Here is a 15030-nt window from a genome sequence, read left to right as displayed (position 1 = left end):
CACACTTCTTGATCACACAGGAGAATCACCATGGCGAAGCCGCCTGTGCGCAAGCCGAAGAAGAAGGTCTGCGCTTTCTGCAAGGACAAGGTCACGTACGTGGACTACAAGGACACGAACATGCTGCGGAAGTTCATTTCCGACCGCGGCAAGATCCGTGCCCGCCGCGTGACCGGCAACTGCACGCAGCACCAGCGTGACGTCGCCACGGCCGTGAAGAACAGCCGTGAGATGGCGCTGCTGCCCTACACGTCCACCGCGCGATAAGGGAAGGGTGACCGACTCATGAAGATCATCCTCACCCACGAGGTCTCCGGCCTCGGTGCCGCGGGCGACGTCGTCGACGTCAAGGACGGTTACGCTCGCAACTACCTGATCCCGCGGAAGTTCGCTATCCGCTGGACCAAGGGTGGCGAGAAGGACGTCGAGCAGATCCGTCGTGCTCGCAAGATCCACGAGATCCAGACCATCGAGCAGGCCAACCAGGTGAAGGCCCAGCTCGAGGGCGTCAAGGTCCGTCTGGCCGTTCGCTCCGGCGACGCCGGCCGTCTCTTCGGTTCCGTCACCCCGGCCGACGTCGCCTCGGCGATCAAGGCTGCTGGTGGCCCCGAGGTCGACAAGCGCCGCATCGAGCTCGGTTCGCCGATCAAGACGCTGGGCGCCCACGAGACGTCCGTGCGTCTGCACCCCGAGGTTGCCGCCAAGGTCAACGTCGAGGTCGTCGCCGCCTGAGTGCTGCGTTCGCTGAAGCAGTGAGTGGGGCCGCACCCTTCGGGGTGCGGCCCCACTCGCGTGGTGTCGTCGGGCGTTTCACGTGAAACATCGGCAATCAGCGCTGTTTCACGTGAAACACCGAGGCGGGTACAACTCCGTCTACTTCCCCAGCAGTTTCGCTCAGCGGGTCGCTCCGGTGACGAGCCAGTGGCCCGAGCGGGTGCGAAGCCACAGGGTGAGCAGGCGGACCGTCATCATCAGCGTCATGGCCACCCAGAGTGCGGTGAGCCCTCCTCCGGCGGTGGGCACCAGGAGCGCCACGGGCGTGAAGACCGCCAGGGTGACGAGCATCGCCCAGGCGAGATAGGGGCCGTCGCCGGCGCCCATCAGCACGCCGTCCAGGACGAAGACGACTCCGCAGATCGGCTGGGAGAGCGCCACCACCAACAGGGCGGGGAAAGCGGCGTCCTTCACGGTCGAGTCGCTGGTGAACAGCGGCAGAAACGCCGGGCGGGAGATGATGACGAGCAGGCCGAGGACCAGGCCGACCGCGATGCCCCACTGCACCATGCGGCGGCAGACGTCGCGTGCTCCCTGGGGGTCGTCGGCGCCGAGGTAGCGCCCGATGATGGCCTGCCCGGCGATCGCGATGGCGTCGAGCGCGAAGGCCAGCAGGCTCCACAGCGAGAGGATGATCTGGTGCGCGGCTATGTCGGCGTCACCGAGACGCGCCGCGACCGCTGTCGCGATCATCAGGATCGCCCGGAGCGAGAGCGTGCGGACCAGCAGAGGCACGCCGGCCTGTGCGGACGCCCTGATCCCGGCGGCGTCCGGTCGTAGCGAGGCGCCGTGTCTACGGGCGCCGCGGACGACGACCACGAGGTAGACCGCGGCCATCGCGCATTGGGCGATCACCGTCCCCCAGGCGGAGCCGGCGATGCCGAAGCCGGCGCCGTAGACGAGCAGTACGTTGAGGACGCCGTTGGCGACGAAGCCTCCAACGGCGACGTAAAGCGGTGTCCTCGTGTCCTGCAGGCCACGCAGTACTCCGGTCGCGGCCAGGACGACGAGCATGGCGGGGATGCCGAGGGAAGAGATCCGCAGGTATGTGATCGCGTAAGGGGCCGCGGTGTCCGAGGCGCCGAAGAGTTCCACGAGGAACGGTGCCGTGGGCAGGACGACGGCGATGACACCGGCCCCGAGCAGCACGGCCAGCCAGATGCCGTCCATGCCTTGGCGGATGGCTGCCGGGAGATCACCGGCGCCGACCCGGCGGGCCACGGCCGCCGTGGTGGCGTAGGCGAGGAAGACGAAAATGCTGACGGCGGTCGTGAGGAGCGCCGACGCGATGCCGAGTCCGGCGAGCTGAGCGGTGCCGAGATGGCCGACGATCGCGCTGTCGGCGAGGACGAAAAGGGGCTCGGCGACCAGGGCGCCGAAAGCCGGAACGGCCAGCGAGACGATCTCTCGATCGTGGTGTCGCCGGCCGGCCCGGGAGGTCGCGGGAGCCTGTGTCATGAGCACCAATCTAATCTTCCACAGGTAAGAGATGCAATGCCGATGTGACCCTTACTCAGTCCGTCGCTCAGCGTAGTGTCGCGCACTGTTCGAAGCGATCTTGGGCCGACCGGGGAAGTTTTTCTTCTGCACAGCCGGTGGACGGGAAAGTTGCAGGTCGGGGGCGATAACCAGAAGGCGATGCGGGCTTGTTCACAGGCCTGTCCACCGTGTCGTGCACAGGTTTCGCGGAGTTCTCCACAGCATCGGGGCCGTCGTCCACATGGCCTGTGGATAACCAGATTGGCTGACGGTGCCCGGGGGCCTAACGTGGTCCGGCGCCCGCTCCCTCCGCCGGCTCGTGGAACCGTCACAAAACCGACGCGTCAGAACCGGAGCCGGGCCTCTTAGTTGTCAGTGCCGTGCCGTAGAAAAGAGGGGCACGGCGAGGTCCGCTCGGCGGACGGGAGGAGGTGGCTCGGTGAGCATTTCCGAGCCCTTGGACGACCCGTGGGCCGACAGCGGTCCCAGCGATCGTCTGCCCTCCCGCCGCCGTCCGGACGGCGGCCGAGGCAGAGAGGAACAACACGAGCGGGGCCGGGAGGGCGACTCCTGGGACGGTGGGGGAGGTTCGTCCTTCGAGCGGGTGCCGCCACAGGACCTCAACGCCGAACAGTCCGTGCTGGGCGGCATGCTGCTGTCCAAGGACGCCATCGCCGACGTCGTGGAGATCCTCAAGGGACACGACTTCTACAAGCCCGCGCACGAGACGATCTACCAGGCGATCCTCGACATCTACGCCAAGGGCGAGCCTGCCGACCCCATCACCATCGCCGCCGAGCTCACCAAGCGCGGTGAGATCAACAAGGTCGGCGGGGCGTCGTATCTGCACACGCTCGTCCAGACGGTGCCGACCGCGGCGAACGCCGAGTACTACGCGGAGATCGTTCACGAACGGGCCGTACTGCGCCGGCTGGTGGAGGCCGGCACCCGTATCACTCAGATGGGATACGCGGCCGACGACGACGTCGACGAGATCGTCAACCGGGCCCAGGCCGAGATCTACGCCGTCACCGAGCAGCGCACCAGCGAGGACTACCTGCCGCTGGGCGACATCATGGAGGGCGCGCTCGACGAGATCGAGGCCATCGGCTCGCGCACCGGTGAGATGACCGGGGTGCCCACGGGCTTCACCGACTTCGACTCGCTCACCAACGGTCTGCATCCGGGCCAGATGATCGTCATTGCCGCGCGTCCCGCGATGGGTAAGTCGACGCTGGCGCTGGACTTCGCCCGGGCCGCGTCGATCAAGAACAACCTGCCGAGCGTCATCTTCTCGCTCGAGATGGGGCGCAACGAGATCGCGATGCGTCTGCTGTCCGCCGAGGCCCGTGTCGCACTGCATCACATGCGCTCCGGCACGATGACCGACGAGGACTGGACGCGGCTGGCGCGCCGGATGCCCGACGTCTCCGCCGCTCCCCTCTACATCGACGACTCCCCGAACCTGTCGATGATGGAGATCCGCGCCAAGTGCCGCCGCCTCAAGCAGCGCAACGACCTCCGCCTGGTCGTCATCGACTACCTCCAGCTGATGCAGTCCGGCGGCTCCAAGCGCGCCGAGAGCCGTCAGCAGGAGGTCTCGGACATGTCCCGTAACCTCAAGCTCCTTGCCAAGGAGCTGGAAGTCCCGGTCATCGCGCTCTCCCAGCTGAACCGTGGTCCCGAACAGCGCACCGACAAGAAGCCGATGGTCTCCGACCTGCGCGAATCCGGCTCCATCGAGCAGGACGCCGACATGGTGATCCTGCTGCACCGCGAGGACGCCTACGAGAAGGAGTCGCCCCGCGCGGGCGAGGCGGACCTGATCGTCGCCAAGCACCGAAACGGCCCGACCGCCACCATCACGGTGGCCTTCCAGGGCCACTACTCCCGTTTCGTGGACATGGCCCAGACCTGACCGAGCTGTTTGTAGGGCCTCATTTTCCGTGTCGGAATCTCACGATCGATGTCGGATGGATGTCGGATACGACATCGTCGTGAGATTGGCCAGACTCTTGAGGCCGGATTCGCTCAAACGTGTGGACGTTCCAAGCTCTCTTGGTGCACGTACTGCCGTACGGCCCAGGCTGTCACCGACTGCTTGATCGCATCGAACCTGATGCTCCGGGAGTGGGGGTGCTCGTGCCAGTTGAGTCGGCAATGGTGTGTTCCGTACATCGGGCCAGGGGTTCGAAGACGAGCCGTGGGAGAGCGTCAGCAGCGCGACGTTAGCGAGAGCGTCTCCATGGCGGACATTCCGGTGGTACGACGGCCAGAAGCACTACTCGGGCACTTACTGGTCCTCGACCATGAACTTGCTCGACTGCTGTTTGACGACTTCGACCCATCCGTCCGCCACATCCTTGCTCAGCCCTTCCTGCTGAAAGCCGAGGTGGAAAGCAAGGTTCGCAAACACATTCCGGACTACCTGCTAATCAGCGAGGACGGTCCGGTCGTGGTCGACGTCAAGCCGAGGCACCGGGTGGCCAAGCCAGAGGTGGCGTTCACTTTCGACTGGACGCGGCGGCTGGTGGAGACACGCGGATGGCGATACGTCGTGTGGAGCGAACCTGCGCCGGCGGAACTCGAGAACCTTCGGTTCCTCGCCGGGTACCGACGTGACTGGCTTTTCGATGGTCTCCTGCTCGACGAACTTCGAGCGATGGGGCTGGATTGCCGGACACTTGGCGAACTCGATGACGCACTCGCCGGACGGGAACCGGAGGAGGTCCGTGCTGGGGTCCTTCACCTTCTCTGGCGTGGTGAGCTGGTCACCGACTTGACTACCCCGCTCAGCGGTCATCACGTTCTGAAGGCTTCGAAGTGAGCTGGGCCGGAGTCCGCGTGGGGGGTTGGTACACGGTTCCGCTATGACGGCGAGACCGTTGAGGTCATCGAGCTGGCGATCACCGCGAACGGCAACGAGGCGGTACTGAAGAACGGCCGCGGGAAGCTGCTGAGACTGGCAGTGAAGGAGCTGCTGCTGTCTGATCGAGTTCGTGTGATCCCGGATGCTCCGGGCCCGTCCGGTGACGACGACGAAGACGTCGCTGGTGTCGTGCTGAGCCAGCTGTGAGCTGGACATGAGCCCAACGACCCTGACACGCCGCCTCCGGGCCATGGGCATCGCACTCCGTCCACGCGGCGGACGCCGGGCCGTGAGTCAATCGGAACTCGACTCAGTACCGCCGCTGATCAGGCCGGCCCTCACAGATCGGCGCTGTTGGGGCCGCCTTCAGCGGTTTCGAGAAGCCATGAAGCATCGCACCCTCGCCGAGGCATCACGCCAGCTCGGAACCACTCGCTCGGTCCTTTACACCCAGTTTGCTGCCCTGGAAGGTGATTTGGGCGTCCAGCTCTACATCCGCCCCCGCCGGGGCGAATCACTCCGCCCCACCAAGGCCGGACAAGCCGTGATGGACGCGCTGACCGACAGCGAAGGCCTCCGACCAGGCGGCAACACCATCGAGACCGGCATTCCTCCCGCCTCCAGGCAGAACCCATGACCAGCCGATCGTCGGCGGTCGGCTATCGAACAGGACCGCACTCATTGACCAGAATGGTCGGCTCCGACAGGAAGACGTTCGGGTCGACGGGCCCATAGGCAACGTTGAACGTGTCGAGCCAGTACGACCAGTCCCGTATTCCGGCGGCGCTACTGAACCGATAGTTCAACTGCCAACGGACCCACTGCCCCGGGACCAGGCGCACCGCCGGCGGCCGCCGCGGGCGCGGCGGCAATCCGAACAACGGCTCCACACGCGCCAGCACGCGGAGCCGATCGCCCTCGTCTCGCAAGCTGAGTCCGACCTGGCGCAAGTCCCTCTCACTCTCGTGCGGCTCGAAACCGTCACGCTCGGACATCTGGATGACCTGGGCGAAGGAAGACGGCACTGGTGACACCAGGAACCCCGTTGGCGCTGAGTTCCTACGGGCAGCAGCGTCACCGCCCCTGGAGTGCTTCGTCCAGGACGTCCTGATCCACTGAACCGTAATCTCCACCGGAACCGCCTTTCGCCTGGGACACTACGGCGACCACAGCCTGCACGGCACTCGGGTTTTGGCGTGCTGCCCGGCGGCCCGGAAGATTCCGGCTGAGACGGACCTATTGCACGGCCCTAGAGTCCAACAGCGGAGGAGGCGAAGATGGCGCTGAACAAGAAGGGTTCCCGGCGCATAACCGTTGACGGGATCGAGTACCGCTGGCGGATCCGCAGGAAGCCCTCCTACATGCAGGGACTCTGCTGGACACCGATGACCTATGCGGTTGAAGCGGCCAGCGACAGCCAGCCGGGCACGACCTTGATCGTCACCAGCGGTCAGGCCCATCCCAGCAACTGGGTGGGCGTCGCGACGGAGCCCATTCGTCCGGCTCACGTTGCTGCCAGCATTCGAGAGGCACGGGATCAAGGCTGGGATCCAACCCGGGTCGGTTCTCCTTTCCAGCTCGACCGATCCGCAGGATTCATCGCCCAGTCATGAGACAGAGCGGAGTAGGGCGGCGCATCCGGCCCGGCATCATGGCCTGGTGACCACATGGATGCGCTGCTACTGGGACGAGGAAGACACCTGGTTCTACTTCGAGGTCGACGCCGAAGGCTGGGTGATCCGGCAGGTCGAACTCGAAGGGCCTGAGCTGACCCCGATCGCAGCTGCCTCTCTCGCCGAGTGGCAGCGGGCCCGCGACGCAGGCCACCTCGACGAGTACGACAGCAGGTTCGGGATCACCGCTGAGCTGCCCGTCTCGGAATGGGAAGGCCACGACCCCGAACAACTCACCTTCGAGGAGTTCGAGGATGTCTGGGGCCCTGCCCGTCAGCAGATCGCATCCCGGACCAGCTGACCTCTCGGCGCCGCACTGGCTTCTTGGCATCATCGCGACATGAACCCGACCCTTCCCCGCACCGTCCGGGCCGTCGACACCGCTCAGCTCCTGGACCTGGCCTAGGAGGCTGCCATGCATGGCTTCAGCCAGCGGCTCCCGGTCGACTGGCTACGAGAACACCTCGCCGCAGAAGCGACGCACTACCTGTTCCCGACACTCGTGCAGCGGCTCACGCACCGTCCCGAGGTGCCGCTGCAGTGGAGGTGCCAGCAACTGCTGACCGTCAGCACCGGCGAGCAGATCTGGGGTCTCCTCGACGTCCTTCCCGACACCTTCGACAAGATCCCGGAGACCTTGGACACGGCATCCAAGAAGGACATCGTCAACCGCATCGAGCAAGCAGTGAGGGTGCGGGAGTGGATGGAACGGACGGCTGCCGACGCTGGTTCGTGACGCCCCGGACAGTGGTGGGGCGGCTGGACAGTCTGAGGAAATGACACTGATCTGAGACAGATGCCGACCGACATGCCGTGAGACTGAAGAGGGACGTCCAGGTCACAGCGTCGGCACATGACACCGAAAGCGAGAACCTACATGTTCGACGTACGACCCGGCAGGCGGTCGGGCCGCGTGACGGGTACTCAGCGCCTCGGCTCGTACCTGGTCAGGATCACGCCGCAGGGATGCGTCCGCGTCTCCACCAGACTCAGGTTCACCCAGCTGTCCAGCACGGTGAAGAACGGCGTGCCGCCGCCCACCAGGACCGGCGCGGTGGCCAGCACGTACTCGTCGATCAGCCCGGCGCGCAGGGCCGCCCTGGCGAGCGTCGCGCCGCCGATGTCCATCGGGCCGCCGTCCTCGGCCTTGAGCCGGGTGATCTCGGCGGCGGCGTCGCCGGTGACGAGGCGGGAGTTCCAGTCGACCTTGTCGATCGTCGAGGAGAACACCACCTTCGACATGTTCCGCCAGCGGCGCGCGAACTCGCTCTCCGCCGGGGTGGCGTCGTGCCGCTGGTCGCCGGTCGGCCAATAGGAACTCATCGTCTGCCACAGCTTGCGCCCGTACAGCGTCAGCTCGGTCGCCTGCAACTGGTCGGACCAGAACCGGAACAGCTCGTCGCTCGGCACGCTCCAGCCGATGTCGTCGCCGGGCGCGGCGATGTATCCGTCCAGGCTCAGGTTCATGCCGTAGATCAGTCTCCGCATGCCGCCAGCCTTCCGCGAGTCGGACTCCGGGTACGCACCGACGCGGCACGGGAAACGCATCGGTGCGCGATCAGGCCCGCCTGCCCACCGCGGCCCCGCAGTCTGGCCAGGGGTGGATCGCGGACGCACAGAAGGCCTGACTCCTGTGGGTTGCTGTTGCTCGGCTGTCGCTCGCTGGGAAATGTGCTCGACGTTCGTCGTCCGGGCGGATGGACTGGGGGCATGACTTCATCTCAGGAAGAGTTGCTTCCCGGTACGCGGCGGGCCCTGCTGCACCGGCTGGCCGTGGCGCAGTCCGAGGGGCGTGCGCCGTCGATGGTCGCGGCGGTGGTGCGGGACGGACGCGTCGTGTGGCACGGGGCCCGTTCGTCGGTGGACGGTGAGGTGCCGGACGAGAACGTCCAGTACCGGATCGGTTCGATCACCAAGACCTTCACCGCGGTTCTCGTGCTGCGGCTGCGCGACGAAGGGCTCCTCGACCTCGGTGACCGGCTGGAGAAGCATCTGCCGGGTACGAGCGCAGGCGAGGCCACCGTCGCCGAACTGCTGGCGCACACCAGCGGACTGGCCGCGGAGTCCCCGGCGCCCTGGTGGGAACGCAGCCCGGGGTCGCTGCGACCGGAGCTTTCCGATGTGCTCGGGGACCACCCCTTCCTGCATCCGTCCGGTCGGCGTTTCCACTACTCGAACCCCGGTTACACGCTGTTGGGGGCGCTCGTGGAGAGGCTGCGCGGCGCCCCCTGGGAAGACGTGCTGCGACGCGAGGTGCTCGAGCCCCTGGGCCTGAACCGGACCAGCGGCCAGCCGTCCGCGCCGCACGCCGGGGGCTGGGCGGTGCATCCCTGGGCCGATGTGCTGCTTCCGGAGCCTGCCGAGGATCTCGGACGCATGGCTCCCGCCGGGCAGCTCTGGTCGACGACCGGGGACTTGGCGCGGTTCGCCGTGTTCCTCGCGAGGGGCGACGAGCGGGTGCTGAGCGCGGAGACCGTACGCGAGATGCGGGCGCCCGCCGCTCCGGCCGAGGCCGCGGATCTCGCCGACGGGGCCTCGTACGGGCTCGGGTTGCAGGTCCAGCAGCGGGACGGCCGGATGCTCGTGGGCCACTCCGGCTCGCTGCCGGGTTTCCTCGCGAATCTCACCCTCGGCGTGGCGGACGACGTCGCGGCGGTGGTGCTCGCCAACTGCACCTCGGGTCCGTTCCTGTCGATGGTGGGGGCCGACCTCGTGCGCATCGTCGCCGAGGCCGAGCCGCGCATTCCTGAGCCGTGGCGACCGCTGCCCGAAGCCGACCCGTCCGTCCTCGAGTTGGCGGGCCAGTGGTACTGGGGGACGTACGCCTTCGGGCTGCGCCTCACCAGCGGTGGTGGGGTGTCGCTGGAGCCGCTGTCAGGGAAGGGGCGTGGCGCCCGCTTCCGGGCCAACGGCGACGGCACCTGGACCGGCCTGGAGGGCTATTACGCCGGAGAGCTGCTGGCGCCCGTACGGCGGCCTGACGGCTCCCTGAGCCACCTGGACCTCGGGTCGTTCGTCTTCACGCGTCAGCCCTACGAGGAGGCGGCGGACGTGCCGGGTGGAGTGGACCCGGAGGGGTGGCGGGGGATCGGCTAGGCGTCGGAGCCCAGGCGGCCGGCGAGGGCCATGTTTCACGTGAAACATGGCCCTTCGTCAGAACTGGAGCTTGAAACCGACGTGGGACGCCGTGAAGCCGAGCCGTTCGTAGAAGCGGTGTGCGTCCACACGAGAGGTGTCGGACGTCAACTGCACCAGCTGGCAGCCCAGGCGGCGGGATTCCTCGACGGCCCACTCGATCAGCTGGGTTCCGAGACCGCTGCCCCGTTCGTCGCTGTGGATGCGGACGCCCTCGATGATCGACCGGGTGGCTCCGCGCCGGGACAGTCCGGGAATGATCGTGAGCTGCAGGGTGCCGACGACGCGGTCCTGTCGAACGGCGACGACCAGATGCTGGTTCGGGTCGGCGTCGAGGCGCTCCAGTGCCACCCGGTACGGAGCCAGGTCGTCCGGTGATTCGCGCTGAGCGCCCAGCGGGTCGTCGGCGAGCATGCCGACGATCACGGGAAGGTCCTCCGTGACAGCCGCTCGTATTTCAAGATCTCCCATGCTCGCACCCTATGCGGGCACGTTCACCGACTCCACGACCCGGACCAGCGGAGCCAGCTCGGGAACCTTCGACGCCTCGTCGAGCGCCTCGCGCAGGGCGGCGTCATTCGTCGGCCGTGCCTCCTCCAGCAGCTTCAGCCCCGCCTCGGTCACGTTCGTGTAGATGCCGCGGCGGTCGGTGGGGCACAGATACCGCTCCAGCAGGCCACGGTCCTCGAGACGGGTCACCAGCCGGGTGGTGGCGCTCTGGCTGAGCACGACCGCGTCGGCGACCTGCTTCATCTGCAGATGCCCGCCATCGCCGTCGTGCTGTCGGCTGAGCACGTCGAGCAGGGAGTACTCGCGCACGCTCAAGCCGTGTCGGGTCTGCAGGGCGCGCTCGATGTGCGCCTCGATCCTCCCGTGCAGCAGGGAGAGGGCGCACCAGCCCTGTGCGAGGGCGGTGAGTGCGGGGTCCGTCGCTGTCATGGGTTCCTCCGTCCCGGAGCTGCTGCGTCCAGGATAGAGCAGCCGCGCAATAGTCAGCGTTTGCGGGTATCCCGCGCGTGCAACTATTGTGGACGCACGCAAAGCGCTCCTGCAATCTTCTGAGAAGGTGTATCCCCCCATGCCTCTCGCGCTTCTGGCCCTCGCGATCGGGGCCTTCGGAATCGGCACCACCGAATTCGTGATCATGGGCTTGCTGCCCGAGGTCGCGGCCGACTTCGGGGTCTCCATCCCGACCGCCGGCTTCCTGGTGACCGGCTACGCGCTCGGTGTGATGTTCGGTGCCCCGCTGATGACCGTGCTCGGCACCAAGATCTCCCGCAAGCGCATGCTGATGGTGCTGATGGGACTGTTCATCGTCGGCAACCTGCTCTCGGCCTTCGCGCCCGCCTTCTCGGTCATGCTCATCGGCCGGGTGGTCGCCTCGCTCGCCCACGGTGCCTTCTTCGGCATCGGCTCGGTGGTGGCGGCCGAGCTGGTCGCCCCGGACAGGAAGGCCGGAGCCATCGCGATGATGTTCACCGGCCTGACCGTCGCCAATGTCGTCGGCGTCCCGCTGGGCACGCTCGTCGGGCAGTCCCTGGGGTGGCGCGTCACCTTCACCGTCGTCGCCGCGCTCGGTGTCGTCGGCCTGGCCGGCATCGCCAAGCTCGTGCCGGAGACGCCCAAGCCGGAAGGTGTGCACCTGCGGCACGAACTGGCCGCCTTCAAGAACGTCCAGGTCCTGCTCGCCATGGCGATGACCGTCCTCGGCTTCGGCGGTGTCTTCGCGGCCATCACCTACATCGCGCCGATGATGACCCACGTCGCCGGTTTCGCCGACGGCTCCGTCACCTGGCTGCTGGTGCTCTTCGGCCTCGGCATGGTGGCCGGCAACCTCGTCGGCGGAAAGTTCGCCGACCGGGCCCTGATGCCGATGCTGTACGTCTCCCTGGGCGCGCTCGCGGTCGTCCTCGCGCTCTTCACGCTCACGGCGCACGACAAGATCCTCTCGGCCGTCAGCATCGCGCTGATCGGTGCCCTGGGCTTCGCGACCGTCCCGCCGCTGCAGAAGCGCGTCCTCGACCAGGCACACGGCGCCCCGACGCTGGCCTCCGCCGTGAACATCGGCGCCTTCAACCTCGGCAACGCCCTCTCGGCCTGGCTCGGCGGCCTCGTCATCGCGGCCGGGCTCGGCTACACGGCTCCGAACTGGGTCGGCGCCGTCCTGGCCGCGGCCGCGCTGGTCCTCGCCGTCCTCTCGGCCGCCCTGGAGCGTCGCGGTGGCACCCCGGGCGCCCTCGTCGCGGCCGGTGCCCCCGTCGAGGAACGAACGGCCGTCCGTCACTGACCTGCCGGGTCCTCGCGGGGCCAGGGCAGTCCCCGCGCCGCCCGGCCGGCACCCTCACCGGCAACACACGCAAGGAGAGACACGAAATGAGCACCACCACCGCCGTCGCGCCCCTGACCATCCAGGACGCCGAGGTTCTCGTCAGCGCCGCCCGCCGGGCCGCCGAGGCCGCCGGAGCGACCGTCAGTGTGACCGTTCTGGACGCCGGCGGGCATCTGCTCGCCTTCCGGCGCGACGATCAGGCCGTGCTGATCTCCGGAGAGACCAGCACCCGCAAGGCGTACACCGCCCTTCAGTTGAACGCGCCGACCGCCGACCTCGTCGACGTGGTCAAGCCCGACGGGCCGTTCCACTCCCTGCAGACCGCGCTCGACCGGCCGCTGCTCTTCATCGCGGGCGGCCTGCCGGTCCACCGTGACGGTCGGCTGATCGGGGCGATCGGAGTGGGCGGCGGCGCGCCGGAGCAGGACCACGGCTTCGCCACGGCCGCCGTGGAGACGCTCGTCTGACAGTGCCTGAGCGCGTCGGGTCAGGACGCCGGTCGGTCCCCTCGCGGACCGGCGTCCTTGCCGTGCCGTGCGGAAGTCAGCCGGCCGCGACCGTCAGCGGGGCGAAGCGCCGTCGCCAGTCACCCGGGAGTTCCGGCACCCCGTAGGTCATCACCGCGTTGAAGGCCACCGATTCCAGCCCGCGCTGCTTCGCCCAGGTCAGCAGCTCCTCGTGCCGTACGTCGATGTCCGTGCGCAGCGGCCGGTCGGTATGGGCGGCGAGCGAGGCGATCAGGGCCTTCGCGGTCTCCGTGTCGCGCGCGATCAGAGGGCCCACGACATGCGTCTCCATGTTGGGCCACACGGCCGCGTAGCCGATGATCCGGCCGTCCTCCTCGGCGACCCGGACCTGATCGGCGAAGGCGGGCAGCCGCGTGACGATGTGCGTGCGGTCGGCACCGAACACCTCGGCGTCGATCCGGAGGATCTTGGGCAGGTCCTCACCGGTCGCCGGACGGGTGGCCACCCTGGGCTCGGGTCCGCCGGGCATGAAAAAGCCGCGCAGCATCTCCGCGCGGCCGGTTGTCTTGAAGCCGAGTTCTTCGTAGAGCGGTCGTCCGTTCGGCGTCGCGTGCAGTGTCAGGGGCGTGGTGCCCATCAGCGACACCACATGTCGCATCAACCGGCGCCCGATGCCCTGGCGTGCGTGACGCTCGGCGACCAGGACCATTCCCACGGCCCCCAGTTCGGGGCGTTCCTGTGGTCCGTACTCGGTGACCGCGCAGGCGGCCACGAGCCCTCCCCGAGGGTCGTCGATGCCGTATCCCTTCCCGGCGGTGAGGAGGAAGCCCCACTTGTGTTCCTCGCGCGGCCACCCCCGGTCCTCGGACAAGTCGGCGCAGACGTCGAGGTCGCGACGGGTCAGGCGGCGGATCGGCAGTGCAGCGAGGGAAGGAGTAGGCACGCAGGTCAGGCTGTCTGACCGGTGCCCTTGACGTCCACCTGTTTCGGAAGAGACGTACGCCCTTTTGGCCAACTCGTGGAGTGCGGCCGGACACATGGACGAGCGCGCGGTGTTTCACGTGAAACATCGGCGAACGGCGAGCGTCCATCAGTCCCGCGACCCGGCATCGCACGGTCCGCTCGGACGTGTCTCGAAAAGGCGACACCTCGGCCCACTAGCCTCCGGTGTCATGGCGAGACTTCATCTCTTCGATCTCGACGGCACATTGCTCCACGGCAGCACCGCGCCCCTGGAGATCTCGCGACAACTCGGACTGGAAGCCGAGACGGTGGCGCTCGAACGGGAGATCGCGGCGGGACTGATCGGCCCGCCGGAGTATGCGCATCGCGTGCACGCGATGTGGGCCGGGCTCACCGAAGCGCATGTGCTGGCCGCTTTCGACGGAGCGCCTTGGCTGAATCGAATCCGTGACGTCTGGGCGGAGATCCGGCGCCGGGGCGACTACTGCGCGGTGGTGTCGTTGTCCCCCTCGTTCTTCGTCGAACGGCTCACCACCTGGGGCGCTCATGCCGCGCACGGCTCGCTCTTTCCTGCCGTGCCGTTCACCCAGCCGCTGGACCCCGCCGGGGTGCTCAATGCCGCGGCCAAGGTGCTCATCGCCGACCGCTTGTGCCGGGAGTTCGGGGTGACACGGGCGGACTGTGTCGCTTACGGGGACTCGTCCTCGGACAAGGAACTGTTCGGGGTCGTCCCGGTTTCCGTCGCCGTCAATGCGGATCGGCAACTGGCCGGTCTGGCGACGCACTCGTATGCGGGGAGGGATCTGTGGGATGCCTATGAATTGGTGCGGCACGCCCAGTAATTGGGGGAATCGCTGGATCTCCCCATAGTCAAATTCGTGGGCGTGCAAGGGGGGACTTGTGTGCGGGCCGGGGGCCGGTAGGGTCGACTCCGGTTCCCGTGTGGAAGACGGAGCACTCTTCCCGTCGGAACCGAGAGCAGGGCAATGCACTGCGGCCAATGTCACACTCTCCTCGTACTTGTCCGTACGCATTGGGAACAAGAGTTGACTATGGCTGCATGGGCCGCGACGCCGAACGGGGAAAGCAACCGGCTGCGGAGGAAGCAGGCATCTTCCGACTGAGGAAGTGCGCAGACCGACCGAAAGATGTTCGAGGCGAGGCACACCATGGACGCTCCGACCACCAAGTCGGCCGACAAAGGCACTTCGGACGGTGGAGGCGGCTGGTTCACGCCGCGCAAACAGCCGGCGCCGGTGCAGGGAACCGATCGGGAAGCCCCGGAGGGCAGCCGCCTGGCCGGCATGCGCACGGTGGGCAGGGCCACGCCCGGCACCGACT

The 15030-nt window shown here is 67.6% G+C and carries 17 protein-coding genes and 1 pseudogene; 12 read left to right on the top strand and 6 right to left on the bottom strand.

Going from position 1 to position 15030, the window contains the following annotated elements; translation table 11 throughout:
- Positions 1 to 30: 30 nt before the first annotated feature.
- Positions 31 to 267: a 30S ribosomal protein S18 gene (gene rpsR / locus ACIP2X_RS20630; protein WP_003949403.1), complete on the top strand. Its 237-nt coding sequence runs from the start codon at positions 31 to 33 to the stop codon at positions 265 to 267.
- An 18-nt stretch (positions 268 to 285) separates the two neighbouring features.
- Entirely contained in the window at positions 286 to 732 is a 447-nt protein-coding gene (gene rplI, locus ACIP2X_RS20625) for a 50S ribosomal protein L9 (RefSeq protein WP_401674995.1), read from the top strand.
- Positions 733 to 894: 162 nt separating this feature from the next.
- Here the strand turns inward: rplI and ACIP2X_RS20620 are convergent, their stop codons facing one another.
- Positions 895 to 2232, bottom strand: a complete 1338-nt coding sequence (locus ACIP2X_RS20620) for an MATE family efflux transporter (protein WP_401674993.1) — start codon at positions 2230 to 2232, stop codon at positions 895 to 897.
- A gap of 460 nt (positions 2233 to 2692) precedes the next feature.
- Between ACIP2X_RS20620 and dnaB the strand changes: the two genes are divergently transcribed.
- The 3 genes from dnaB to ACIP2X_RS20605 all read left to right on the top strand — a co-directional run bounded on the left by dnaB (position 2693) and on the right by ACIP2X_RS20605 (position 5759).
- Positions 2693 to 4171, top strand: coding sequence for a replicative DNA helicase (gene dnaB, locus ACIP2X_RS20615; RefSeq protein WP_401674989.1), 1479 nt, complete (start codon positions 2693 to 2695; stop codon positions 4169 to 4171).
- Between the two features lie 285 nt (positions 4172 to 4456).
- Positions 4457 to 5080 carry a TnsA-like heteromeric transposase endonuclease subunit gene (locus ACIP2X_RS20610; RefSeq protein WP_401674986.1) on the top strand — a complete coding sequence of 208 codons (624 nt, stop codon included), beginning with the start codon at positions 4457 to 4459 and terminating at the stop codon, positions 5078 to 5080.
- 256 nt (positions 5081 to 5336) lie between these two features.
- Positions 5337 to 5759 carry a LysR family transcriptional regulator gene (locus ACIP2X_RS20605; RefSeq protein ID WP_401674983.1) on the top strand — a complete coding sequence of 141 codons (423 nt, stop codon included), beginning with the start codon at positions 5337 to 5339 and terminating at the stop codon, positions 5757 to 5759.
- Between the two features lie 22 nt (positions 5760 to 5781).
- On the opposite strand, the gene ACIP2X_RS20600 is transcribed toward ACIP2X_RS20605, so the two are convergent.
- Positions 5782 to 6255: a hypothetical protein gene (locus ACIP2X_RS20600; RefSeq protein ID WP_401674980.1), complete on the bottom strand. Its 474-nt coding sequence runs from the start codon at positions 6253 to 6255 to the stop codon at positions 5782 to 5784.
- A 144-nt stretch (positions 6256 to 6399) separates the two neighbouring features.
- Here ACIP2X_RS20600 and ACIP2X_RS20595 point away from each other — a divergent pair, with 144 nt between their 5' ends.
- The 3 genes and pseudogenes from ACIP2X_RS20595 to ACIP2X_RS20585 all read left to right on the top strand — a co-directional run bounded on the left by ACIP2X_RS20595 (position 6400) and on the right by ACIP2X_RS20585 (position 7531).
- On the top strand, positions 6400 to 6735 hold the full coding sequence (locus tag ACIP2X_RS20595; protein ID WP_401674978.1) for a hypothetical protein: 336 nt from the start codon (positions 6400 to 6402) through the stop codon (positions 6733 to 6735).
- A 58-nt stretch (positions 6736 to 6793) separates the two neighbouring features.
- On the top strand, positions 6794 to 7096 hold the full coding sequence (locus ACIP2X_RS20590) for a hypothetical protein (RefSeq protein ID WP_401675817.1): 303 nt from the start codon (positions 6794 to 6796) through the stop codon (positions 7094 to 7096).
- A 39-nt stretch (positions 7097 to 7135) separates the two neighbouring features.
- A pseudogene (locus tag ACIP2X_RS20585) lies at positions 7136 to 7531 on the top strand (hypothetical protein).
- A 188-nt stretch (positions 7532 to 7719) separates the two neighbouring features.
- Here ACIP2X_RS20585 and ACIP2X_RS20580 read toward each other — a convergent pair.
- Entirely contained in the window at positions 7720 to 8283 is a 564-nt protein-coding gene (locus ACIP2X_RS20580) for a dihydrofolate reductase family protein (protein ID WP_401674975.1), read from the bottom strand.
- A 222-nt stretch (positions 8284 to 8505) separates the two neighbouring features.
- Here ACIP2X_RS20580 and ACIP2X_RS20575 point away from each other — a divergent pair, with 222 nt between their 5' ends.
- The gene (locus ACIP2X_RS20575) at positions 8506 to 9891 is read left to right on the top strand and encodes a serine hydrolase domain-containing protein (protein WP_401674972.1); all 1386 of its coding nucleotides are present in this window, start codon (positions 8506 to 8508) and stop codon (positions 9889 to 9891) included.
- Between the two features lie 57 nt (positions 9892 to 9948).
- Here the strand turns inward: ACIP2X_RS20575 and ACIP2X_RS20570 are convergent, their stop codons facing one another.
- The gene (locus ACIP2X_RS20570; protein WP_401674969.1) at positions 9949 to 10401 is read right to left on the bottom strand and encodes a GNAT family N-acetyltransferase; all 453 of its coding nucleotides are present in this window, start codon (positions 10399 to 10401) and stop codon (positions 9949 to 9951) included.
- Positions 10402 to 10410: 9 nt separating this feature from the next.
- Positions 10411 to 10869, bottom strand: a complete 459-nt coding sequence (locus tag ACIP2X_RS20565; protein WP_401674967.1) for a MarR family winged helix-turn-helix transcriptional regulator — start codon at positions 10867 to 10869, stop codon at positions 10411 to 10413.
- A gap of 139 nt (positions 10870 to 11008) precedes the next feature.
- On the opposite strand from ACIP2X_RS20565, the gene ACIP2X_RS20560 reads away from it, so the two are divergent.
- Together ACIP2X_RS20560 and ACIP2X_RS20555 are read left to right on the top strand one after the other, a co-directional pair.
- Positions 11009 to 12217 (top strand): MFS transporter, encoded by a 1209-nt coding sequence (locus ACIP2X_RS20560; protein ID WP_401674964.1) that lies wholly within the window; start codon positions 11009 to 11011, stop codon positions 12215 to 12217.
- An 86-nt stretch (positions 12218 to 12303) separates the two neighbouring features.
- On the top strand, positions 12304 to 12726 hold the full coding sequence (locus ACIP2X_RS20555) for a heme-binding protein (protein WP_401674962.1): 423 nt from the start codon (positions 12304 to 12306) through the stop codon (positions 12724 to 12726).
- A gap of 76 nt (positions 12727 to 12802) precedes the next feature.
- Here ACIP2X_RS20555 and ACIP2X_RS20550 read toward each other — a convergent pair whose 3' ends face one another.
- A complete protein-coding gene (locus ACIP2X_RS20550; RefSeq protein ID WP_401674960.1) occupies positions 12803 to 13669 on the bottom strand; it encodes a GNAT family N-acetyltransferase in 867 nt (288 codons plus the stop codon).
- Between the two features lie 229 nt (positions 13670 to 13898).
- On the opposite strand from ACIP2X_RS20550, the gene ACIP2X_RS20545 reads away from it, so the two are divergent.
- Positions 13899 to 14531: an HAD family hydrolase gene (locus ACIP2X_RS20545; RefSeq protein WP_401674957.1), complete on the top strand. Its 633-nt coding sequence runs from the start codon at positions 13899 to 13901 to the stop codon at positions 14529 to 14531.
- Positions 14532 to 15030 lie beyond the last annotated feature (499 nt).

The organism is Streptomyces sp. NPDC089424 (genome assembly GCF_044749345.1).
Taxonomy (GTDB): Bacteria; Actinomycetota; Actinomycetes; order Streptomycetales; family Streptomycetaceae; genus Streptomyces.
This window is presented reverse-complemented; position numbering and strand designations above follow the sequence as displayed.

Bases quoted from the DNA above. Each gene is read 5' to 3' on its own strand.
- rpsR (WP_003949403.1), top strand. From the start codon at position 31: ATGGCGAAGCCGCCTGTGCGCAAGCCGAAGAAGAAGGTCTGCGCTTTC.
- rplI (WP_401674995.1), top strand. From the start codon at position 286: ATGAAGATCATCCTCACCCACGAGGTCTCCGGCCTCGGTGCCGCGGGC.
- ACIP2X_RS20620 (WP_401674993.1), bottom strand. From the start codon at position 2,232: ATGACACAGGCTCCCGCGACCTCCCGGGCCGGCCGGCGACACCACGAT.
- ACIP2X_RS20605 (WP_401674983.1), top strand. From the start codon at position 5,337: ATGAGCCCAACGACCCTGACACGCCGCCTCCGGGCCATGGGCATCGCA.
- ACIP2X_RS20595 (WP_401674978.1), top strand. From the start codon at position 6,400: ATGGCGCTGAACAAGAAGGGTTCCCGGCGCATAACCGTTGACGGGATC.
- ACIP2X_RS20590 (WP_401675817.1), top strand. From the start codon at position 6,794: ATGCGCTGCTACTGGGACGAGGAAGACACCTGGTTCTACTTCGAGGTC.
- ACIP2X_RS20580 (WP_401674975.1), bottom strand. From the start codon at position 8,283: ATGCGGAGACTGATCTACGGCATGAACCTGAGCCTGGACGGATACATC.
- ACIP2X_RS20575 (WP_401674972.1), top strand. From the start codon at position 8,506: ATGACTTCATCTCAGGAAGAGTTGCTTCCCGGTACGCGGCGGGCCCTG.
- ACIP2X_RS20570 (WP_401674969.1), bottom strand. From the start codon at position 10,401: ATGGGAGATCTTGAAATACGAGCGGCTGTCACGGAGGACCTTCCCGTG.
- ACIP2X_RS20565 (WP_401674967.1), bottom strand. From the start codon at position 10,869: ATGACAGCGACGGACCCCGCACTCACCGCCCTCGCACAGGGCTGGTGC.
- ACIP2X_RS20560 (WP_401674964.1), top strand. From the start codon at position 11,009: ATGCCTCTCGCGCTTCTGGCCCTCGCGATCGGGGCCTTCGGAATCGGC.
- ACIP2X_RS20555 (WP_401674962.1), top strand. From the start codon at position 12,304: ATGAGCACCACCACCGCCGTCGCGCCCCTGACCATCCAGGACGCCGAG.
- ACIP2X_RS20545 (WP_401674957.1), top strand. From the start codon at position 13,899: ATGGCGAGACTTCATCTCTTCGATCTCGACGGCACATTGCTCCACGGC.